Source organism: Caballeronia sp. LZ065 (assembly GCF_031450975.1).
In the GTDB taxonomy this organism is placed as follows: domain Bacteria; phylum Pseudomonadota; class Gammaproteobacteria; order Burkholderiales; family Burkholderiaceae; genus Caballeronia.
Window position 1 is genome coordinate 1043028 of sequence record NZ_JARUXV010000002.1, and the last position, 19595, is coordinate 1062622.

Consider the following 19595-nt stretch of genomic DNA (forward strand, 5'->3'; position numbering starts at 1 on the left):
GCGCGGCCTGTGTCAGCGCGGCCGTCGTCAATTTATGTTGCTGATAGTCGGTGGAAAGCGCGCGTCCTTAGAATCGTTAACCGCGCCCGCTCGGTCTCCCGCCCGGCTCCGAACTTCAGCACAGGAACGCCTCATGTATCGATTCCCCACACGGCTCCGAAGCATGCCTGCGAAACGCACGCTGGCCACGATCCCGGAGCAGGACGAAACGCGAGCGAGCCCGTCGCTCATGCAGGACGCAGGCGCCTCCAGCTCGCCTGGACAGGTCGAGGCGGAGTTGACCGCGTCACGCGTGCAGGCGCTGCTCAATCTCGTGAACTTGCCGGAGTGGCAGGCGTTCTGTCATGACCTGGACCTGAGTGCGGCGCTGGACGACGAAGTAGACGGCGCGGAGCCGGACGAGATTTATGCCCGCCGGGCCTTCGTCAGGGTCCGCAACCAGTTCAGCAAGGTCGGCTTCAAGTCGGGCAACAAGGTCCGTCCGGACGATCCGGCCAGCATGCAGCGTGCCGATGTCGCCAACGATATGGTCACTGCTCTTCAAGATTGCGTGTATGGCACCATGCCGCCCGATTTCGTCCTGCCGATGATCTGGGGCTGTGGCAACTGCGGCGAAATGAGCGGTGCCGCAGCGCGCCTGCTCAGGCGTGCCGGCGTGCAGGCATCGATCTATGGCGTGGACTACAAGGGCAGCCATGCCTTCACGATGGTCGGCGACGTTCCCGATAGGGCCATGGATCACGTCGGACTGACGGACTATGACGGATGCTGGGTCGTCGATGCGTGGGCCGGTATCGTGTGCCCGGCCACTCGCTACTGCGACACGTTTCTCCGCAAGATGAACACGTGGACGGGGCGAGGAAAGATGATCATGCACGGCGAGCATTGGGTCAGGGCCAATGACCCGGACTGGCTCGACGCGGTCATCAAGGGGCTCAAGCATCCCACCGTCGCACAGCCGTGACGTCACTCTGCGGCAAGCACATCGCCTACACCCACGCAAGCTCGATGGCCCGGTCGCGCGCCTATGCCGCAGGCCTGTTCCGGCGCTTTATTACAATTTGTCAGGAATGTGTTCCAGCGCATATTCCGGTACCGACGTGCACGTGAAACTGGTCGCCGATCTGCTCTATCGAAGCAGCGAAGCACAACGAGAAGTGCACTGACTCCGCACGGAACGCCGCGTTTGCGCGCCCGGCAGGGGAATCACTCATAGGGGCCGGAGACATGAACAGCACATCGGAAGACGGCGACGCGCATCCTGCCAGATTCACCAGCGCGGTGGACCGGACGCTCAGCATCGAAGCGTGCCGCGACCTCGAAACATTTCGGCTGCTGCGCGACGAATGGACCGATCTGTTACAGCGCGCCCAGGGCCGCTACTTCCAGTCGTTCGAGTATTGTCACGGCAGTCTCATGGCCGAACATGCCGGCACCACGCGCACGCTGCATTGCGTCGTTGCACGGCGCGAGAGCCGGCTCGTCGCGGTGTGGCCGCTGCTTACGTCGGGGCGTCGCTGCTGGACCTTCGCGGAGCCGCTGGCGCCGCGCAACCAGTCGCCGACCGATATCCTCGTCGCGCCTGAACCCGACGCCGACGCCATCGTCAAGGCCGTCTGGGACCATGCCGCGCGCACGAGCCGCGCGGACGTGTTCGAGCTGTGGCGCATCCGCAAGGATTCACCGCTGCATGCGTGCCTGAAGCGGCACGCGATGATGCGTCGCGAGGTCGATGAAGCCACGCCGTTCGCCGCGTTGCGCGAGGAGCGCGACTGGCTCGCATATTGCCGCTCGCGACCCGCGCGCGAGCGGAATGCGCCCGAGTATCTGAAGCGCCGCATGGCAAAGCACGGCGCCATTGCGATCGACGTGATCGAGCCGACGGATGCGCGTCTGCCTGTGCTCATCGAATGGTTCGTCGCGCAAAAGCGCAAGTGGGCCGAAGAGAAAGCGGCAGACAGCCAATGGACTTTTTCCGCCGCGAGCCTGCGGTTCTGGCAAGCGTTGCTCACCGCAGACGCAGGCAAGCATCCGGCGTTTCGCCTGTTTGTTCTCACGCTCGACGGACACGCGATTGCCGCCAACATTCTCGCCATCGACAGCGACACGGTCAGCCTCGTCGCCAATACCTACGATCTCGCGCACCGCAAGTTATCGCCGGGCACGGTGCTCGTCGATGAATGCGTGCGCTGGGCCTTCGAACGCCAACTGGACTTCGACTTCGGTCCCGGTGAACAACGCTACAAAACTTCGTGGACTGCGGGAGCGTCGTATGCCAGCGCGTCGTTCGTCGTGCTCGCCACGCGCTGGGGACGAGCGGGCTACATGAGCAAGCAAGCCGTCAAGCACGCGCGTGACATCGCGATGCGCGGGCTGGAACGGCTCCCACGCCGCCGTGATTTCAGCGAACATTTACCACGTGTGGGGTCGACAACAAATCATCCATGCACCAGCAGATAACATTTCGTAACACATTGCATGCATTGGCAGTTATCGCGGCATGCGTATCTGTAGTTTGCGAGACCGCATCGACACGGGATCGGCGTAGGCCAGCACTTCATTGAGCGGGTCCGTTCTGAAGCGCTCCGCCACGCGTTCCGATGTTGCCTTGAACAGCGCTACACGACGTATCGACCTGTTCCGAACCGCACAACACTACATAATGGTCCTGAATGTATGGAATCGTCACTCGCCGGTAAATTCCTGAGGTTCGAGACGAACCGCAAGACCCCGTCCAGCAAGTTTCGCTTCGAAAGCGATCTTCGAACCACGCCAAGCCGCATCGATCCGATGGCGGCACAGCCCGCTCGAGCCGAAGCGCCTGCGTCCCCTGTGTCGCCTGTGTCCCTTGTGGCCGACCCGCTTCCCGCCCCCTCGATCTTCCATGAACCCTGGTGGCTCGACCTCGCAACCGACGGCAACTGGCAAGCGGCCACCGTCCGGCGCGGCAACGAAGTAGTGGGTGAGATGCCCTACTCGCTGCAACGCAAGGGATGGTGGACCACCTCGAAGATGCCGCCGCTCACGCGCACGCTCGGCCCGGCGTTCAGGCCATCGACGGGCGACACGACCCGCACGATGCTCGACCGCATCAGCATCACCGAAGAACTGATTGCGCAGATTCCCGAGGTCGACAGCTTCTATCAGATCCTCGATCCGCGCATCGAAGACGCGCTCGCTTTCGGACTCAACGGCTTCACCGTAGCCACGCGCTATACCTTGCAGTTCGCGCCGGACCGGGACGTCGAAGCCGTGTGGAAAGGACTCAACGGCAAGACGCGCAACCTGATCCGCACGGGACAGAAGTTCCTGACGGCGCGGCGCATCGAGTCGCCCGAGGAGTTCAACGCGTTCTACGAAGCGAACCTCGCGGTGCGCAGCCGCAAGAACGTCTATGGCACGCAGTTGATGCGCAGGCTCGTGGAGGCATTCGTGGAGCGCGACGCGGGCTATCTGCTCGGCGCCTACGATGCCAGCGGCAAACTGGTCGCCGCGATTGGCGTGACCTTCGATTCCCATGCCGCCTACTACCTGCTCTCGTCACGCGATCCCGGGGCGCACGCGGGCGCGATCAGCGTGCTGATCTGGGAAGCGATCCAGGATGCCAGGCGCCGCAATCTGATCTTCGATTTCGATGGCATTCCCAATGCCAGCACGTTCCGCTTTCTCTGCGGCTTCAAGCCGATGCTCAAGCCGCGCCTCGTGATCGAGCGCCACAAGTCGGTGTGGTCGATGGCCCGCGCAGTCAAGCGCGTGTTGCGCCCGGGCCGGTCCGAATGGTTCCTTCCCACGGCTTGAATGAAGGCAGGCGCATGAAAGAACAAGGGCGGACATGAATCTTCATGTCCGCCCTTTTTGCTTGCCTGAAAAGATTCGTTGAGCCGCGGCGTTCATGCGCCGCGGCTTCCTTTTCATGCTGCCGGATGCTCCGCCCCGTTGCCACTGGCCGGCACCGGGGCGACCGGGCGGCGCGAGCGATTCGCGCGCCATTCCTTGAGTTTCTTCGACAGCAGTTTCGCGTGGAAGGCAAAGCGCCCCCAGCCTGAAATCGCGATCTGATAGCTGCGCGTCGAGTCGACGTTGCCGCGGCTCCAGTACGCCTTGAACTCTTCCTTGCCGACGCCGAAGTCGAGATCGAGCCGGTTGTCCCAGCACCATTTCACGCAGTGCGCCATCATGATCGCGCCGGGCGAGAAGCGCGCGAAGGCCGGATCGAAACCCGCGATCAGACCGCTCGCCGACGTATCCGCCAAGCCCACGATATTGACGACGAGCGGCACGCCGTCGAGCGTCATCACGAACATCACGCCAAGCGGTTTGTCACGCGTGCCGTCGAGCAGATCGACGAGAAAGCTGCGATATTCCTTCGAGTACAGCCACGGTCCGTTCTTGCCGGAACGCTCGGCCCATTCCTGCTTGCGCGCGAGCATCCAGTCGACCCAGTGCGCGTGGGCGGCGGTATCGTCGGTGGCGAGCACGCGGATCTCGAGCGCGCCTTCTTTCATCAGGCGCCGTTCAAGTGCGGCAGGCTTCTTCTTCGAGAGCTTGCCGAGCGCATCGCGATATGCATCCCAGTCCGGCTCCGCGCGCAGCAGCGCCATGGCGCAGACATCGGTGGTGGTTTCGGCGAGGCCCGGATGGCGTGTCGCGAGCTGGTCGAGCCGCGTGTCGTGGCCGACGTAGGGCAGCGCAAGGACATCGCCGCGGCATTGCCGGGTGACCGCTTGCCAGGCGGCGTCGATGGCCGCGCGCGCGTCGCTGCGGGCCAGGATCGCGCTGTGTTCGGCCGTACCCGGTGTAAGCGGCTCAATGACATTCCAGAACAGCCGGCGATGACTGACGAGCGGCCATACGAGCACCAGTTCGCCCTTCTCCCGAACCACGATGCAATGCAGCCGCCGGCCGCGCGGACCGGCCACGCGCGTCCAGCACAACCTGCATACCTCGAAGGCCTGATTATGCTGTCCTTCGACGGCGCTCCAGAGCGCGTCCCACTCGCTCTTCAGTGCAAGAAACGCGGCTTCATCGCTGATGATGCTCAGGCCGTCGGGCTGAACTTCCGGATTGCAATTCGAATTGCGGTCTGATGGCATGGCGCTGGGTCGGATCGTTTTGTTTTGATGGTCGTCGAACGTGCCTCGCACGTCCCGCTGCATGCCGATGCATGCATCAGGGACGAACACGAACGCGCCTCGGGACATCGGCATGCGAGAGTCGATGGCCTTCGACATCCATCAAGCTACCGGATGTCGCGTTCGGCAAATGGGCGTTTGCGCACGAGCAGCGCAGCGATGGCGACAATCCACTCGGCTTTGTCGCGGCATGACAGGAGCCATCCGGCATGACGGCCGGCGGACGGCTGCGGCGGCATCCGACGCGTTGCTTGCCGACGCGTTGCTTGCCGACGCGTCGCTGGTTCCCTGAAGGCAATCCCCGGCCTCATGTCGATCGTCCTTTGCTGGTTCTTTTTGTGCGCGTCGGGCATCGCGAAGATGCGCCAACCCGGTGCAAAGTCTAGACCCGCTCGCGTGAGTGCGAACGTTCGATCACGCGCATTGATGAAGATCGCGGCGCGACGCTCAGCCCTGACCCGCCCGCATGACGCGATTACGCCCGCGCGCCTTCGCGTCATAGAGCGCTTCGTCGGCGGCACGGATGACCGCGCTGACATCGTCGTCGCGTTCCGGCCGCCAGCTCGCGAGCCCGATGCTCGCCGTGACCCGGCCGAACTCGCTGCCCGCGTGCTCGATCGACAGATCGCTGATCGCCTTGCGAATCGTCTCGGCGACGCGCGCGGCGCCCTCGGCGGGGGTGTCGGGCAGCACGACGACGAACTCCTCGCCGCCATAGCGCGCCGCCGTATCGAGCGGCCGCCGGATGTTCTCGCCGATGCAGCGCGCCACGGCCGCCAGCGCATCGTCGCCGGCCTGATGGCCGTAGGCGTCGTTATAGGCCTTGAAGCGATCGATATCGACGAACAGCAGCGAGAACAGACTCCGGGTACGCCGCGCGCGCCGCCATTCCTGATCGAGGATCTCGCCGAGCGTGCGGCGATTGTGCAGCCCCGTCAGGCCATCCGTGCGCGCCAGCAATTGCAGTTCGGACTCCGCGCGGATACGTCGCCGGAACTGCGCGGCCAGCACGAACGACAGCGCGATGAAGCCGATCGCGAGCGCGCCCATCGACGAGCCGATGATGATCGCGCGCCGCGTCCACGCCGAATAGATGTCTCCCTCCGCTTCGGCGACCATGATGATGAGCGGCAGGTTCGGAAAGTTGCGGTAGAAGTAGAGGCGCCGCGTGCCGTCGATCGACGAGGTTTCGCTGAAGCTGCCTTCCGGCGCGTTCTGGAAGCGGCGGAAGGAGTCGGCGCCGCGAATGTCGCGGCCGATCACGTGTGATTCGAACGGCTGACGCATGATCATGAGGCCGTCCTTGCTGATGAGCGACACGGCGCCATGCCGTCCGAGCGACAGACCTGCGAACAACGTCCGGAAATAATCGAGATTGATCGTGATCATCGCGATGCCCGCGAACGAGCCGTCCGGATGCTTCAGCCGCCGGCTGAGCGCGATGCTCGGCGCGCCCCCGCGCAGCCGCGACAGGAACGGGCTGCTGATGTACAGCCCGGCGTCGGGGTTGTCGCGCTGGACGGTGAAGTAGCTGCGGTCGGCGAAGTTGCCTTGGCGCGGAGTGACGCTGCTCGAATCGATGACGATGGTGCCGGTCGAATCCAGCACGAGCAGCGAACCCAGGTCGCGCGCGGTGGCGGCGCGGTCGAACAGCACGTCGTTGCGCAACGCCGGCGGCAGCGCGGCCACCTCCGGCCGTTCGACACCCTCGACCACCGCCTGCAGCGAGAGTTCATACAGCTCGAAGTTACGTTCGATATCGCGTTCGGCGAGCAGCGCCAGGTTGCGCGAGGTGTCGCGTGCGCGGTCCAGCGCGTCGACCCGGCCCTGATACAGCACCAACGCGCACAGGCCCATCATGATCAGCGCGATCAGCGTGCCGCACAGCACGATGATGTTCGGCGTCGAGATTTCCGGCTTCGCCGCCGCCGGTGGATTCAGGGTCAGGTGAGAGAGTTTGTCGATTGCCACTATTAGGATTTCTCAAATGCCGCAAAGCAAATGCATCGTTGCTCAGCACGGTCCTGGTTAGCGAACGTCGACGGTATTCTCTCCTATTTGTCCGAAACGGGTCGAATAAGCAACAAATCGACCGATTTGTTTCGGGTCTTGCAATCATCTCGGCGCCGGGCCGTTCTGGCCGATCATGCGGCCTTCTGCCGGCTGAGACCTTCGTCGATGGCATCCTTCGCCACCGGCACGGCGGCGATGGCCGCGGTCAGATCGGCGAATCCGTCATGCGGAAAGCGGCCGTCCAGCTCGTGCAGGTTACGCAGCGGGCACGGCTCTCCGCCCTTCGGATCCTCGACGATCAGCACGTACCGCCCCGCCTGATTGGCGCTCACGCGCAGCAGATAGCCACGATGCGATTCCCGGTATTCGATCGACGACGGTCCCGTGACCGGGGACTCAATGAATGCGTCAGCCGATACGGACGCCTCCGCGCGCCGGCTGTGCCGCAACGTCCTCCGGATCAATGATGGCAAGCACATGACAGTTGAATCCCCCGAAAGGCCGCTTGGTCATTCGAGCACCATGGGCAGGCGCGAGCGGCCTTGCGCCTTGTTCGTCGCCGCGAGCGCCGCGCCGGTCGTGAATGACCAGCTCACGGAAAACGCTGTGGCGGTGGTGATCGAGGTGTTCGTCAGTGAACCGGTCACTGTCACGAAGTATCTGGAGTTCGCCGCCAGCGGCGCGTATGGGACGCACAGCGCGAGGCGAGTCGAGTCTTCGTTGTTGGAGTTGTCGGATTCTTCGCACGGCACCGGGTTGCCGGAAACGTCGGTGATCGCGAAGCGCACGTTCGAGAACGCGCCATTGCCCGAGGCGTTCAGCGTCACCGGATAGCCGACGCTTTTCATGATGTATTGCGGGACGCGCGCCATCGGATTCGGGCTTTCGTTCGCGATCCACGAGGGCTTCACGTTCGTCTGGCCGTCGTACGGATAGGCAATCAGCCGGTTGTCCGGCGTCGCCGCGACGTAGTCGACGAAATCGGCAACCAGGGTCGCGTATTGGGTGGGATCAGTGGTCGGCACCTGGCCAATGCCCACGCTCGTCGTGTCGAACAGGAAGATGGAGCGGTGGAACGGGGCGTCGAACAGGGCGTCGATCGCCTGGATCGAATTGAGGAAGCCACCGCCATAACCCGCCGCGATTTCTCCCGTCGAGTTCGTGGTGTAGCCGGCGGCCGCGACGCGGTCCGAAGGCTTCACGCCGGAGAAATACGGCTGTCCCGCGGTTTCATAATGACCGATGGCCCCAGCCGCCTGCATGTAGCGCGCATGATTCGCCGCCGCCACGCCCACCGCCGACACATACTTCAGCGCGCTGAGGTTCAATTCCGCGCGGCGCGCGTTGATGTAAGCGAAAGAATCGTTGACGATGTCGCCGGTCGTGACCGTCGCGGGCGCCGCCGCCGCGCCCGCTGGCGCGAACAGCGCGATGGCCGCCGGATCATTCGTGGGGGCGATCGTGGGCGTGACGACAGGCTTCTGGGTCGAGTCGCCGCTGCCCTTGTTCGATTGCGTCGCACCCGTGGTCTGCGCCGCGCCCCCGCCATCCCCGCCGCCACCGCCGCCGCAGGCAGCAAGAAGCAATGACAACGCCGTCACGGCAGTCCGAGCCGCTTTTTTCATCCAATACCCCGTCAAATTTGTTATTAGTGCCTGCGCTATCTGTCTGAGAACGCGAGGTAAGTGCTTGCATGGATGTTATCGGCGCGCCGGCTCCGGACTTTCGGTTTGTCTCTCAGGTTCGTTCAAGTTCGTGTATCTGCCATGTTCCTCGACCCATACCGTCGCTGTCGGACAAAGTGTCCGCAAAATCCTCTCAAATCGTCCGGCAGTGTCTTGCGGTGCCCTGCCCGCGACTCCAGCCGCGAACTCTCGGGTGTCACTTAAGCTCCAGCTTAAAACCACCGATAACACGGAAAATCCGAAAGAATTCAACACGTAACGAGACACCGGCTCGTCGCCGCCGACTTTTTCCATGCCGCAACCGCTCCACTTCGACAGTGCGCTGATCGACGCCGAGACCGCCGAGGAAATCTGGCGCGAGAGCCTCAAGCCGATGTACGAGATCCATCGGCCGCGCGGGGTGCCGTTCCGGGCGTCGATGCGCACCTGGGATCTGGGCGGCGCGCTGCTGATGACGCATCACGGCGCCGGCGACGAGCGGCGTCGATCATTACCTGCTGCATTGCCTGTTGGGCGGCGCGCTGACGTCCGAATCCGTCGATGGCGAGCAGCGCGTGCCGGTGAACAGCGTCGCGATCCGCGACGTGGCGGTGGAAAACGTCGGCATTGCCCGCGATGCACCGATGCTCACGCTCAGCATCCGGCGCGCGGCGCCGGATCGCCGCATCCCGGCCGGCGCGCGGCTGCACGGCGCATGCTGGGACGCGCACGATCCGATCGGCGGAATGATTGCCGCGCATCTTTGCTCGCTGGCGAAGTTTGTGACCGACATGGACGACGCGCAGGCCGCGGAAGCCGCGCTCGAACTGCTCGGCGCGTGCCTGATCCCGAAAACCAGTCTGGATGTGAGGAAGGACGATCCGCGGCGCGCGCCGATGCTGCGTGCGCGGGCGCTGTCCTACATCGAGCAGAACCTGTCCGATCCGACGCTCGGCGCGGACACGCTGCGCGGCGCGCTGGGCGTGTCGCGCACGGCGCTGTACGAACTGTTCGATCAGGCGGGCGGCGTCGCGCGGCATATCCGTGACCGCCGGCTCGATGAATCGATGCGGCGTCTGATTGCGCCGCGACATCGTCACGAACGCATTGCCGACATTGCTTATGCGATGGGGTTCGGCAGCGAGAAGACGTTCAATCGCGCGTTCCGGAAGCGCTTCGCGTGCGCGCCGGGCGAAGTGCGCGAGCAAGGCGAGATGCGTCCGGCGCAGCGTGCGGCGCTCGAAGAAGCAAGCGATGTCGGCACGATTGCCGCGCAGTATCACGCGAAGGTGCGCGGCATTCGCGGATGAGGCCGGGCAGCGGGAATGCATGACCGCTGACGGTCAGCGTTTATGATTCGGCGACGGCCATGGCATGCGTGCATGGCGTTCAATGCATGTCGATCTTAAGGAGACTCACGATGCTCGAACTGCGCCCCGGCTGCGAATGCTGCGACAAGGACCTGCCTCCCGATGCCACCGATGCCCTCATCTGCTCGTTCGAGTGCACCTTCTGCAGGGACTGTGCGGATCATGTGCTGAGCGGTATATGCCCGAACTGTGGCGGCGAACTCGTCGCGCGTCCGCGACGTCCTGTCGCAAAGCTCGCGAAGAACCCGGCCTCCACGAAGCGCGTGTTCAATGCGCAATGCCGCGAGCAACACGCAAAGGCTTGAATGATCGAATGGCTGTGATGCAAGCGTGAATATCGAACGCGGATCCATGCGCAATCCAAAGACGCCCGCGCGAGGGACAGTTAGTTGCTACGAGCGACGACGACGCTGTTCGGCAAGCCCGATTGCGATCAGCATCAACATCACGCCCATCAGTTGCACGCCACCGAGACGCTGATCGAGCAACAGCCAATCGATGACGATGCCCACCGCCGGATAGACAAACTGAAGTACGGCGATGCGTCCCGTGTCGAGCCGCGCCATGCCGCTGTACATCAAGGTGTAGGCAAGACTCGTGTGAATGACGCCGAGTCCCGCTAGCCAGAGCCATGACGCGCCCCATGCGGGCCAGCCGTGCTGCATGGGCCAGATCCACAACGTCAACGTGCCGACCGCGCATTGCCACCACGCGAGCGTTCCGGCGGGCAGATCACGCAAGCGTCGCGCGATGATCGTCACGCAGGCCATGCAGAACGCGCCCAGCAGACACGATGCAATCGCGAGCCAATAGCCCTCGCCACCCGCCTCGTGCCCGATGACGCCCGTCGCGAGCACGAGGCCGATCATCGCCACCGCGACCGCGCCGGCGCGCCGCCTGCCGACGCGTTCGCCCAGGCACAGCGCGCCGAGCGCCAGCACCCACACCGGCTGCACATGGAACAGCACGATCGCCATGCCGGTCGGAATGTGTTCGATGGCGTTGAAGAACAAGCCCCAGCTCAGCACCATCAGCGAGCCGGCTGCCAAAACCCACGGCCCGGTTCGTCCATTGAGCCGGAGGAAGCGGACCTGACCGCGCAGCACGAGCCAGAGCGTCAAGCCGACCAGACCGAAGACGCAGCGAAACCACGTCGCGGTCAGCGGACCGGCGTGCGCTTCATGCACGAAGAGTCCGATGGTGCCCAGCAACGCACAGCCGAACACGAAGGGAACTGCACCGGATGCCATAGCCGGCCTCGCCAGGCCGGCCGTCGCGGGTTGAATGTGCGGGTGCGGGTTCGTGTTCATGCAGCCAGTGTGGTCTGCATCGAGATGTCAGAAAAGCGCATAATTCATCTGGTATCCATTCGAAAATCGAAAGCGACCAAAACGATGAAGCAAGGCGATCTGCAAACCGACTGGCTCAAGTGCTTCGTCGCGGTGGTCGATGCCGGCTCGCTATCGAGCGCGGCCGGCGAGGTCAATCGCTCGCAATCGGCGGTGAGCATGCAGCTCAAGAAGCTCGAAAGCGCGCTCGGGCTGCGGCTCATCGAGCGCAACGCGCGCACGCTCGAACTCACCCACGACGGCCAGATCTTGCTCGGCTACGCGCGCCGCATCCTCGACCTGCACACGCAGGCGCAGGTCGCGCTGCAAGGCGAGCAACTGACCGGGCGCGTGCGCCTCGGCGTGCCCGACGACTACGCGGAAAAGTACCTCACCCCTGTGCTGAAGCGCTTTGCGCCGCGTCATAGCGGCGTGGAGATCGAGTTGTCGTGCGAGCAGTCGACCGCGCTGATTCCGCGCGTGGCAAGTGGTGAACTGGACCTTGCCCTGATCTCGCGCGATCACGCGCGGCGCGGCACGCTGCTGTTTCACGAGCCGATGGTCTGGGTCGGCGCGGCGCAGTTCGAGTTATGGCGGCGCGATCCGCTGCCGATTGCCGTGTATGAAAGCGCGAGCCTCGCGCGACAGAGCGCGATACATTCGCTCGCGCAGCAGGGAAGACGCTACAAGGTGGTCTATCACAGCTCGAGTCTCGCCGGACAGATCGCGGCCGTGGACAGCGGCCTCGCCGTCGCGGCGCTCACGCAATGCAGCGCGCCCGGACATCTGCGCATACTCGGCAGCGAGGAAGGCCTGGGACCGCTCGGGCCGATGCAGGTCGCGGTCTATCGCAGCCGCGATTCGCGCGGCTCGAAGGCGGTCGACGGCCTGCACGGCCTGCTGCTCAAGACGCTGCGCGAGTCGGCGTCACTCTGAGTCGCGGTGCCGCGCGATCCCTTCGATCTCGACAAGAAGATCCGTACGGCAGATATCGACTTTCAGGAAGCGCACCTCGGCGCGCGGATGAAACGTATCGCGAGCCAGTTGCATCATCTGCGGCAGATCATCCGCGCGCCGGTAGTAGACCTTGATCTGATCGAGATCGTGCAACGTGTAGCCGTCGGTCACGCCCTGCGCCGCGAGATTGCCCGCGCTAATGAGATGCGCCACGTTGTCCGTGGCCACGTCCCACTGTTTCAGCAGGTCGCCCGCATGCAGGGTTTCGTGTCCGACAATGCTCGCCGTGCCCGACACATACAGCACACCGTGTCGGTACGTGGCGCGCGCGAAGCTCGGCGGCTTCGGACCGTAACGCTCGGGATAGCGATAAGCGGGCATCTGCCGCGAGTTCTCGATGTGCTTCGCGTCATCGTCACGGCAGGCAAGAAAGTAGAAGCCGACGCCCTCGCCCCAGGTCCCGATGCCAGTGGCCGCAGGCATGCCCGCCTGGCCCGCGTCCGCTGCTTCGAACGCCAGCGCGCGTCCCCGGCAGAAGTCGCGATAAACCTCGAGCCCGTCCGGATTCTCGCCATTGATCTCCGGGATGTAGTTCCACATGCGGAAGATTGTCGGGAAGTCGAGCGTGCGAACGAGCGCGAAGGCATCGCCATAGGCCTGGCGCGCGGCTTCCGTATAGCCTGCACCGGCCGGAATGAAGCCCGCGCAAAAGAGCAAGGCGTCGTCATGACCGTAGACAAGACCCTTCTTCATGCCGCAGCGCGTTTCGCCGGACGTGCGCCAGATTTCGGCGAAGCTGTCGCGGGCGTCGTCGACCATCTGCAGGCAGAGCGTCGGCACGCCGTCTTCCAGGCGAGGCGCGGCGCTCGCCGCACCGAACACGACCCGCCCGAGCACGCCGCCGCTCGCCGCTGCGCCGCTAGTGACGAAGCGCGCCTCGATCCCTTCCGGTTCAGCCGGCCTCAATCCGTTTCCTCCGCGTGCTCCGTGCCGAACAGATCGGCCATCGGGGGGGTGTCCTTCGGCGTCGGCAACGCGCCGCTGCGCACTTGCTCCAGCACATCCGGCGGCAGCCAGGTGTCCTCCAGCGCGCCGATGCCGTTTTCGATCATCTGCTGAAGGAAGAACGATTGCTTGCGTCCCGTCACTTCCGCGAGGAGTCGCAGCCGTTGTTCGAATTGCGGATCGACACGGACTGCGACCACCTTGAGCTTGTTTTCGGCGGTCCTTCTCACTGCATGCTCCTGTTACGTTGATGGCGCGCCGCGCTACGGCGCATCGATGCGGTGCTTCTACCATGGCGAATCGCAGCGCAGCAAGCGAAAGCTTCGATCGGTCTGCGGGCAGCCTGACTGCGCGGTCTGGCGCCCATGCAGGGCGGACGAAAGCTCAACCTGTTAAAGAGTGTCCGACACCCCAATGACCGCCACGGAGACTTTCGCTCATGACCGACGCCGCACTCGTCCGCGTGCATCCCGATGCGCTGCGCGCTTTCATTTCGCAAGTTTACCGTTCCGCGGGCGCGCCCCCCGAAGATGCGCTCCTGGCCGCCGATGCCATGGTGCAAGCCGACCTGTGGGGCCATCAATCGCACGGTGTGTTGCGGCTCGGCTGGTACTACGCGCGCTTGCGCTCCGGCGCGATGAAGGCGGTCACGCAGCCAACGTTTCCCGTCGATGCCGGCGCCATCGCGGTGATGGACGGCAACGACGGCATCGGTCCCGTCATCGCCCGGACGGCCGCGCTCGATGCCATCCGCCGCGCGAAGGCGCATGGTATCGGCGCGGTGTCGGTGCGTCATTCGAATCACTTCGGCACGTGCATGTATTTCACGCGCATGGGCGCCGAAGCGGGCTGCATCATGCTCGCGATGACCAACGGCGGCCCGAACATGGCGCCCTGGGGCGGTCTCAAGAAGATGATCGGTACCAATCCGTGGTCGGTGGCCGCACCCGCCGGCCGCTATCCGCCGATGGTCATGGACGTGGCCAACTCGGGCGTCGCGCGCGGCAAGATTGTGCTGGCGCAGTTGCGGCGCGAAACGATTCCGCAAGGCTGGGCCATCGACGTGCGCGGCCGGCCGACCACGGATCCAGTGGAAGGCCTCAAGGGCTTCATCCTGCCGATGGCCGGGCACAAGGGCTATGCGATCGGCACGATGGTGGACGTGCTGTCCGGCGTGCTGTCGGGCAGCGGCTTCCTGGACGACGTGCGCGGTCCTTATGAACCCGTCGGGCGCAGCAACGTCGGGCATCTGATGATCGCGCTGAACATCGCCGCGTTCCAGCCGCTCGATATCTTCGAGGCCCGCATGGAACATTATGTGGAGGCGCTGAAGTCCGCGCCGCGCGCGGATGGTGTCGACGAGATTTTTTATCCCGGCGAAAAGGAAGTTCGCACGCAGGAAGCGCAGTTGCAGCAAGGCCTTTATCTGCCCGCCGACACGCTCAAGGGCCTCGATGACGTGGCCTCGCAAGCCGGCGTAACCCCGGTGGCGCGCGACGACTGACAACGCACGAACGTGCAAGGTGCGTGGCGGCACGCGTGCTAACATCGACGACGCTTCGAGCCGACCGGTTCATGCTGTCGATCGTACCTGCCTGCACTGGCGTCATGGAAGAACCAGAAGAACTTTCCGGCTTCGGCACTGCGGAGCCGCTGCCCGCACTGCCGCCTCTCGACTTTCGCGCCGCGCGCAGACGGCTGTTTGCCGCGCTCGCTGCGTCCATCGCCATTCCGTTCGCCTTTTTCGCCCTGTACGGTTACTACACTTACGGACGCGCGCTGAGCGAAACCGGCGAATCACTGCAACGGCTCGTGCGCGTGGTCGATCAGCAGGCGGACACCGTCTTCAGCATCAATCGCGAAATGATTTCACGCGTCGAGGAAATGCTCGGCAGCGGCGATGCGGACTTCATCGCGCGCAGCCAGAAGGAACTGCACGACAAGCTGGACCATCTCGTCGAAAGCCATCCGCAGATCGCGGCCATTTCGGTTGTCGACAGCAACGGCAAGCTCCTCGTCAGCAGCCGCTTCCTGCCGGTGCCGGACGTGTCGATCGGGGATCGCGCGGACTTCATCGCCACGCGCGACACGCGTTCGACGTTTCATGTGTCGATGCCCGAACGCGGCCGCATCAAGAACACCGACATGATCAACACGCTCACGTCGCGCTTCGCGCAGGACGGGCGTTTCCTCGGCGAGATTTCGATTGCATTGCGGCGCGACACACTGATCGATTTCTATCGCCAGCTCTCGCTGAACGAGCCCGCGCTGACGCTTGCATTGCATCGCGCCGACGGAGGCGTGCTCGCGCGCTTCCCCGCACCAACGGCACCCGATGCGCCCGATCGCCATGGCGTGCTCGCCCAGGCCTTCGCGCAGCATGAGACCGAGGGCCTGATGCGCTACGTCTCGCCACTCGACAATGACGAGAAACTGGCCGCATGGCGGCGCGTCGGCGGCTATCCGCTGTATGCCGCCGCGGGTTTCTCGATCCACGATATACGGCTCGCCTGGTGGCGGCGCGACGTGTCGATTGCCTCCATCGCACTGATCCCGTGCATCGCGGTATGGGTGTTGATCGGCTTCTCGTTGCGGCGGTTGCGTGCCGAAGAAGCGGCGTGGCACAACTGGCGCGGCGAACTGGCCCGACGCCGCAGCGCCGAGGCCACGACGCGCCGCATGCAGCGCATGGGCGCGCTCGGCAATCTCGTCGCCAACGTCGCGCACGACTTCAACAACCTGCTGATGGTCGTGACCTCGAACATGGAGATCGCGCGGCGCAAGCGCTTCAACGGGCTCGAAAAGGAAGTGACCGCCGTGGAGCGCGCATCGGTCAACGCGCAGGCGCTCGCGCGCCGGCTGATGAGCGTCGCGCGCCGCCAGCCCTTGCAGATGCAGGTCATCCACCTGGACCGCTGGATGACGGAAGCGGAGCCGCTGATCCATGCATCGGTGGGCGAAAAGATTCGCGTACACACGCGCGTGCCGGAAGCGACCTGGCCTGTGCGCGTCGATGCCACCGAGTTGAACTCGGCGCTCATCAACATTGCCGTCAATGCGAAGGACGCGATGCCGAACGGCGGCACCTTCCATATCCAGTGCAGCAACGTGCGCCATCTGGACGGCCAGGAAGGACTGGATGGCGGCGAGTACGTCGTGATCTCGTGCAAGGACAGCGGCACCGGCATGCGGCCGGAAGTGGCCAAGCATGCGTTCGAGCCGCTCTTCACGACCAAGGGCGCGGGCGCCGGCACGGGACTCGGCCTCGCGCAAGTACAGGCGATGGCCGAGCAGGCCGGCGGCGGCGCGCGCCTCGATTCGGCGTGGGGCTACGGCACGACCGTGGTCATCCATCTGCCGCACTGGACCGGCGACGACGACACCCCCGCCGACGCACCGCCCGTCGCGAGCGTCGCGCGCGATGCGCCCTCGTCGACGGTGCTCCTGGTGGAGGACAACGAGGAAGTCGCGGCGGGCCTGTGCGCGGTGCTCGAAGTGCTGGGCTGGCAGGCGCGTCACGAACCTTCGGGCGACGCGGCATTGCGTGTGCTGGAAGCGGGCGACGAATTCGACCTCGTGCTCTCGGACATCCAGATGCCCGGCGCCTATGACGGCATCAAGCTTGCCGAATGGATCAAGGCGCGTCGCCCGAAGCAACCCGTCACGCTGATGACGGGCTATGCGGATCAGCTCGAACAGGCGCGGCGCACCGGCTTTGCGATCCTCGCCAAGCCCTTCAACATCGACGACCTGAAGGCGCTGCTCAACGGCCTGCCGATGCGCGGCGCGGGCAAGGCCTGACGCGCGCTCACGCAGGCCTTACATCTGGAAGCGTTCGCGCGTGGTGATGTAGTCGCTCGCGCCGAAGCGGCCGACCGGAAAGTAATGTTGCAGCCGCACGCGCCACGATTCAAGATCGATGAGTTCATCGCGCGCATGCAGCATCAGCACCTTGCCGATGAAGATATGGCGGCTCGCGGTCGTCAGCGTCTCCCATAGTTCGCATTCGAACGCGACGGGCGCCTGCGCGATGCGCGGCGGCTTCACGCGCGACGAAGCCAGCGCCGTGAAGCCCACTTCGTCAAGTTCGGAGATGTCGGCGGCGAAGCGCTCGCCGCAGCGATGCATCTGCTGCGCGATGGCTTCATCGGCGAGATGCACGACGAACTCCTTCTCGCGCGGAATATTCACCGCCGTGTCCTTCAACGTGCCGTCCGCCAGCCGGTTGATGCTGAGCATCACGATGGGCGGTTCCTCGCCCAGCATGTTGAACATCGAGAACGGCGCGGCGTTCACGATGCCATCCGCGCCGAGCGTCGTTACGAGCGCGATGGGACGCGGCACGATGAGGCTCGCCATCAGCTTGTAGCGCTGATATTCGGTGATCGCTTCGAAGTCGATTTCCATGTCACTCCACTGCGGTTCGTCATGCGGGGTCGATGCCGAGCAGATGCGCGAGTCCCTTTGCGCCCGGCATGCGCGAGGTCTCGATACGTGTTTCCAGCGCACGCAGATGCGCGCTCATGTGGGCCATGGCGCCTTCGGCATCGCGTGCTTCGAGACAATCGAGGATAGCGGTGTGTTCGTCGTGTTCGCAAGGCGCATGCCCCGCCGACTCGTAGGCGCCGACGATCAGCGAACAGCGCGACACCAGCTCCGTCAGATAGTGCTCGAGGATCGCATTGCCGGCAAGCGCCGCGATGCGCAGATGGAAGGTGCTCGCGAGCCGCGCCCATGAAGGCTGATCGAAGCGATGCATGGCTTCGTGCTCCTCGTGCAACTGCTCGCGCAGCGTCGCGATGTCGGCGGGCGTCGCGCGCTGCGCCGCCAGTTCGACCAGCGCCCGTTCAACGCCAAGACGCGCCTCGAAGATTGCGCGGGTCTCCTCGCGCGTCGGCTGCGCGATCACCGCGCCCTTGTTCGGACGCAGGACCACGATGCCGTCGTAGGCGAGCTTTTCGAGCGCGCGCCGCACCACAGCGCGGCCCACGCCGAACAGCGCGCAAAGTTCCGGCTCGGGCAGCTTCGTGCCGGGCGTGAGCTTGCGGCTCAGCACGCCTTCGAAGATCGAGCGATAGATGCGCGCGTCGGCGCTTGCTTCGCGCGGCTTCATGCGACGGAGGCCATGCGCGGCAAGACCGTATCGACGTGCTGCGCGATTGCACCGGGCGTCGTGAGCCAGATGTCCTGGCGCGCGGATGCGATATACGTGAGTGCGCGCCGCAGATGCCGCAGCCGATACGGCTGCCCGACCACATAAGGATGCAGCGCGATGCCCATCACGAGCGCCTGCGGCTCGCGGGCGCGTTGCGTCTGGTCGAGCATCTCGTCGAACTGGTCGACGATCATGTCGGCGAAGTCGCGCATGTCCATCTGCCGGGCCATGATCATCGGCAGATCGTTGAGTTCCTGCGGATAGGGAATGGACCACAGCGGACCGCTGCGCGTGTCCATGCGCACCGGACGGTCGTCGTGACACCAGTTGAGCGTGTAGCGGTAGCCCGTCTCCGCCAGCAGGTCCGGCGTCCGCCGCGATTCGGAGATCCACGGCGAGAGCCATCCCGCTGGCGCAACACCCGAGCGCTCCGCCATGCGGGCGCGGCAATGCGCGAGCAGCGCGCGTTCGCCTGCTTCGTCGAGATCGCTCTGGCGTTGCGCATTCGTGTGTCCGTGTGCGATCAGCTCGTCGCCACGCGCGGCGCAGGCTTCGATGAGTTCCGGACAGTGATCGTAGAGCGAGGTATTGATGAGCGTGCCCGCAGGCATGTCGAGCGCATCGAACAGTTCGATGCAGCGCCATGCGCCCACGCGGTTGCCGTACTCGCGCCAGCTGTAGTTGAGCACGTCGGGCTGCGGCGACAGTGGCCCGAGCGCGGCGCCGAGTCCCTTGCCGAACGCGAAGTGCTCCAGATTGAAGCCGAGATAGACGGCGAGACTGGCGCCATTCGGCCAGCGATAGCCATCGCCATCATGGATCGGGCGATAGGCGAAGCGCCCATGCGTCTGCAACGGTTCGAAGTCGTTCATGTGGGTTCCGGATGAACCGGTTTGGTCAGGTCATGCCCCATTGCGGACGTTATCCGCACCTCGATCGCACACGCGTGTTGCGTCTACGTGCCGACGATC

Annotated in this window: 19 protein-coding genes; 8 read left to right on the forward strand and 11 right to left on the reverse strand. The window is 64.6% G+C overall.

Annotated elements, in window-relative coordinates; translation table 11 throughout:
* Nucleotides 1-163 precede the first annotated feature (163 nt).
* From QCE63_RS18815 to QCE63_RS18825, 3 genes are all read left to right on the forward strand, one after another.
* Entirely contained in the window at nucleotides 164-964 is an 801-nt protein-coding gene (locus QCE63_RS18815; RefSeq protein ID WP_309835072.1) for a hypothetical protein, read from the forward strand.
* 263 nt (nucleotides 965-1227) lie between these two features.
* The gene (locus QCE63_RS18820; RefSeq protein WP_309835074.1) at nucleotides 1228-2460 is read left to right on the forward strand and encodes a GNAT family N-acetyltransferase; all 1233 of its coding nucleotides are present in this window, start codon (nucleotides 1228-1230) and stop codon (nucleotides 2458-2460) included.
* A 390-nt stretch (nucleotides 2461-2850) separates the two neighbouring features.
* The gene (locus QCE63_RS18825; RefSeq protein ID WP_309835076.1) at nucleotides 2851-3798 is read left to right on the forward strand and encodes a GNAT family N-acetyltransferase; all 948 of its coding nucleotides are present in this window, start codon (nucleotides 2851-2853) and stop codon (nucleotides 3796-3798) included.
* 113 nt (nucleotides 3799-3911) lie between these two features.
* On the opposite strand, the gene QCE63_RS18830 is transcribed toward QCE63_RS18825, so the two are convergent.
* The 5 genes from QCE63_RS18830 to QCE63_RS18850 form a co-directional block, all read right to left on the reverse strand.
* Nucleotides 3912-5093 carry a GNAT family N-acetyltransferase gene (locus QCE63_RS18830; RefSeq protein ID WP_309835078.1) on the reverse strand — a complete coding sequence of 394 codons (1182 nt, stop codon included), beginning with the start codon at nucleotides 5091-5093 and terminating at the stop codon, nucleotides 3912-3914.
* A 486-nt stretch (nucleotides 5094-5579) separates the two neighbouring features.
* The gene (locus tag QCE63_RS18835) at nucleotides 5580-7097 is read right to left on the reverse strand and encodes a diguanylate cyclase (protein WP_404990155.1); all 1518 of its coding nucleotides are present in this window, start codon (nucleotides 7095-7097) and stop codon (nucleotides 5580-5582) included.
* Nucleotides 7098-7276: 179 nt separating this feature from the next.
* Complete coding sequence (locus QCE63_RS18840) at nucleotides 7277-7624, reverse strand: hypothetical protein (protein WP_309835081.1); 348 nt, start codon at nucleotides 7622-7624, stop codon at nucleotides 7277-7279.
* 30 nt (nucleotides 7625-7654) lie between these two features.
* Nucleotides 7655-8770 carry a CAP domain-containing protein gene (locus tag QCE63_RS18845; RefSeq protein WP_309835082.1) on the reverse strand — a complete coding sequence of 372 codons (1116 nt, stop codon included), beginning with the start codon at nucleotides 8768-8770 and terminating at the stop codon, nucleotides 7655-7657.
* Nucleotides 8771-9026: 256 nt separating this feature from the next.
* Entirely contained in the window at nucleotides 9027-9218 is a 192-nt protein-coding gene (locus QCE63_RS18850; RefSeq protein WP_309835084.1) for a hypothetical protein, read from the reverse strand.
* Nucleotides 9219-9339: 121 nt separating this feature from the next.
* Between QCE63_RS18850 and QCE63_RS18855 the strand changes: the two genes are divergently transcribed.
* Nucleotides 9340-10119 carry a helix-turn-helix domain-containing protein gene (locus QCE63_RS18855; protein WP_309835086.1) on the forward strand — a complete coding sequence of 260 codons (780 nt, stop codon included), beginning with the start codon at nucleotides 9340-9342 and terminating at the stop codon, nucleotides 10117-10119.
* A 110-nt stretch (nucleotides 10120-10229) separates the two neighbouring features.
* Nucleotides 10230-10484: a DUF1272 domain-containing protein gene (locus tag QCE63_RS18860; RefSeq protein ID WP_309835089.1), complete on the forward strand. Its 255-nt coding sequence runs from the start codon at nucleotides 10230-10232 to the stop codon at nucleotides 10482-10484.
* An 87-nt stretch (nucleotides 10485-10571) separates the two neighbouring features.
* On the opposite strand, the gene QCE63_RS18865 is transcribed toward QCE63_RS18860, so the two are convergent.
* Nucleotides 10572-11429, reverse strand: coding sequence for a DMT family transporter (locus QCE63_RS18865; RefSeq protein WP_309835091.1), 858 nt, complete (start codon nucleotides 11427-11429; stop codon nucleotides 10572-10574).
* Nucleotides 11430-11573: 144 nt separating this feature from the next.
* Here QCE63_RS18865 and QCE63_RS18870 point away from each other — a divergent pair, with 144 nt between their 5' ends.
* Nucleotides 11574-12443, forward strand: coding sequence for a LysR substrate-binding domain-containing protein (locus QCE63_RS18870; protein ID WP_309835093.1), 870 nt, complete (start codon nucleotides 11574-11576; stop codon nucleotides 12441-12443).
* On the opposite strand, the gene QCE63_RS18875 is transcribed toward QCE63_RS18870, so the two are convergent.
* Both QCE63_RS18875 and QCE63_RS18880 read right to left on the reverse strand, forming a co-directional pair.
* Nucleotides 12435-13430: an FkbO/Hyg5 family chorismatase gene (locus QCE63_RS18875; RefSeq protein WP_309835095.1), complete on the reverse strand. Its 996-nt coding sequence runs from the start codon at nucleotides 13428-13430 to the stop codon at nucleotides 12435-12437. The genes QCE63_RS18870 and QCE63_RS18875 overlap by 9 nt on opposite strands.
* Nucleotides 13427-13699, reverse strand: a complete 273-nt coding sequence (locus tag QCE63_RS18880) for a hypothetical protein (protein ID WP_309835097.1) — start codon at nucleotides 13697-13699, stop codon at nucleotides 13427-13429. Before QCE63_RS18880 ends, QCE63_RS18875 begins: the two co-directional genes overlap by 4 nt.
* Before the next feature lie 209 nt (nucleotides 13700-13908).
* Here QCE63_RS18880 and QCE63_RS18885 point away from each other — a divergent pair, with 209 nt between their 5' ends.
* The gene (locus QCE63_RS18885) at nucleotides 13909-14973 is read left to right on the forward strand and encodes an Ldh family oxidoreductase (protein ID WP_309835099.1); all 1065 of its coding nucleotides are present in this window, start codon (nucleotides 13909-13911) and stop codon (nucleotides 14971-14973) included.
* Nucleotides 14974-15077: 104 nt separating this feature from the next.
* A complete protein-coding gene (locus QCE63_RS18890; RefSeq protein WP_309835101.1) occupies nucleotides 15078-17270 on the forward strand; it encodes an ATP-binding protein in 2193 nt (730 codons plus the stop codon).
* 18 nt (nucleotides 17271-17288) lie between these two features.
* Here the strand turns inward: QCE63_RS18890 and QCE63_RS18895 are convergent, their stop codons facing one another.
* The 3 genes from QCE63_RS18895 to QCE63_RS18905 are packed head-to-tail and all read right to left on the reverse strand — an operon-like array spanning nucleotide 17289 to nucleotide 19496.
* On the reverse strand, nucleotides 17289-17876 hold the full coding sequence (locus QCE63_RS18895; RefSeq protein ID WP_309835104.1) for a flavin reductase family protein: 588 nt from the start codon (nucleotides 17874-17876) through the stop codon (nucleotides 17289-17291).
* Between the two features lie 19 nt (nucleotides 17877-17895).
* A complete protein-coding gene (locus QCE63_RS18900; protein ID WP_309835105.1) occupies nucleotides 17896-18582 on the reverse strand; it encodes a GntR family transcriptional regulator in 687 nt (228 codons plus the stop codon).
* Nucleotides 18579-19496 carry a polysaccharide deacetylase family protein gene (locus QCE63_RS18905; protein WP_309835107.1) on the reverse strand — a complete coding sequence of 306 codons (918 nt, stop codon included), beginning with the start codon at nucleotides 19494-19496 and terminating at the stop codon, nucleotides 18579-18581. Before QCE63_RS18905 ends, QCE63_RS18900 begins: the two co-directional genes overlap by 4 nt.
* Nucleotides 19497-19595 lie beyond the last annotated feature (99 nt).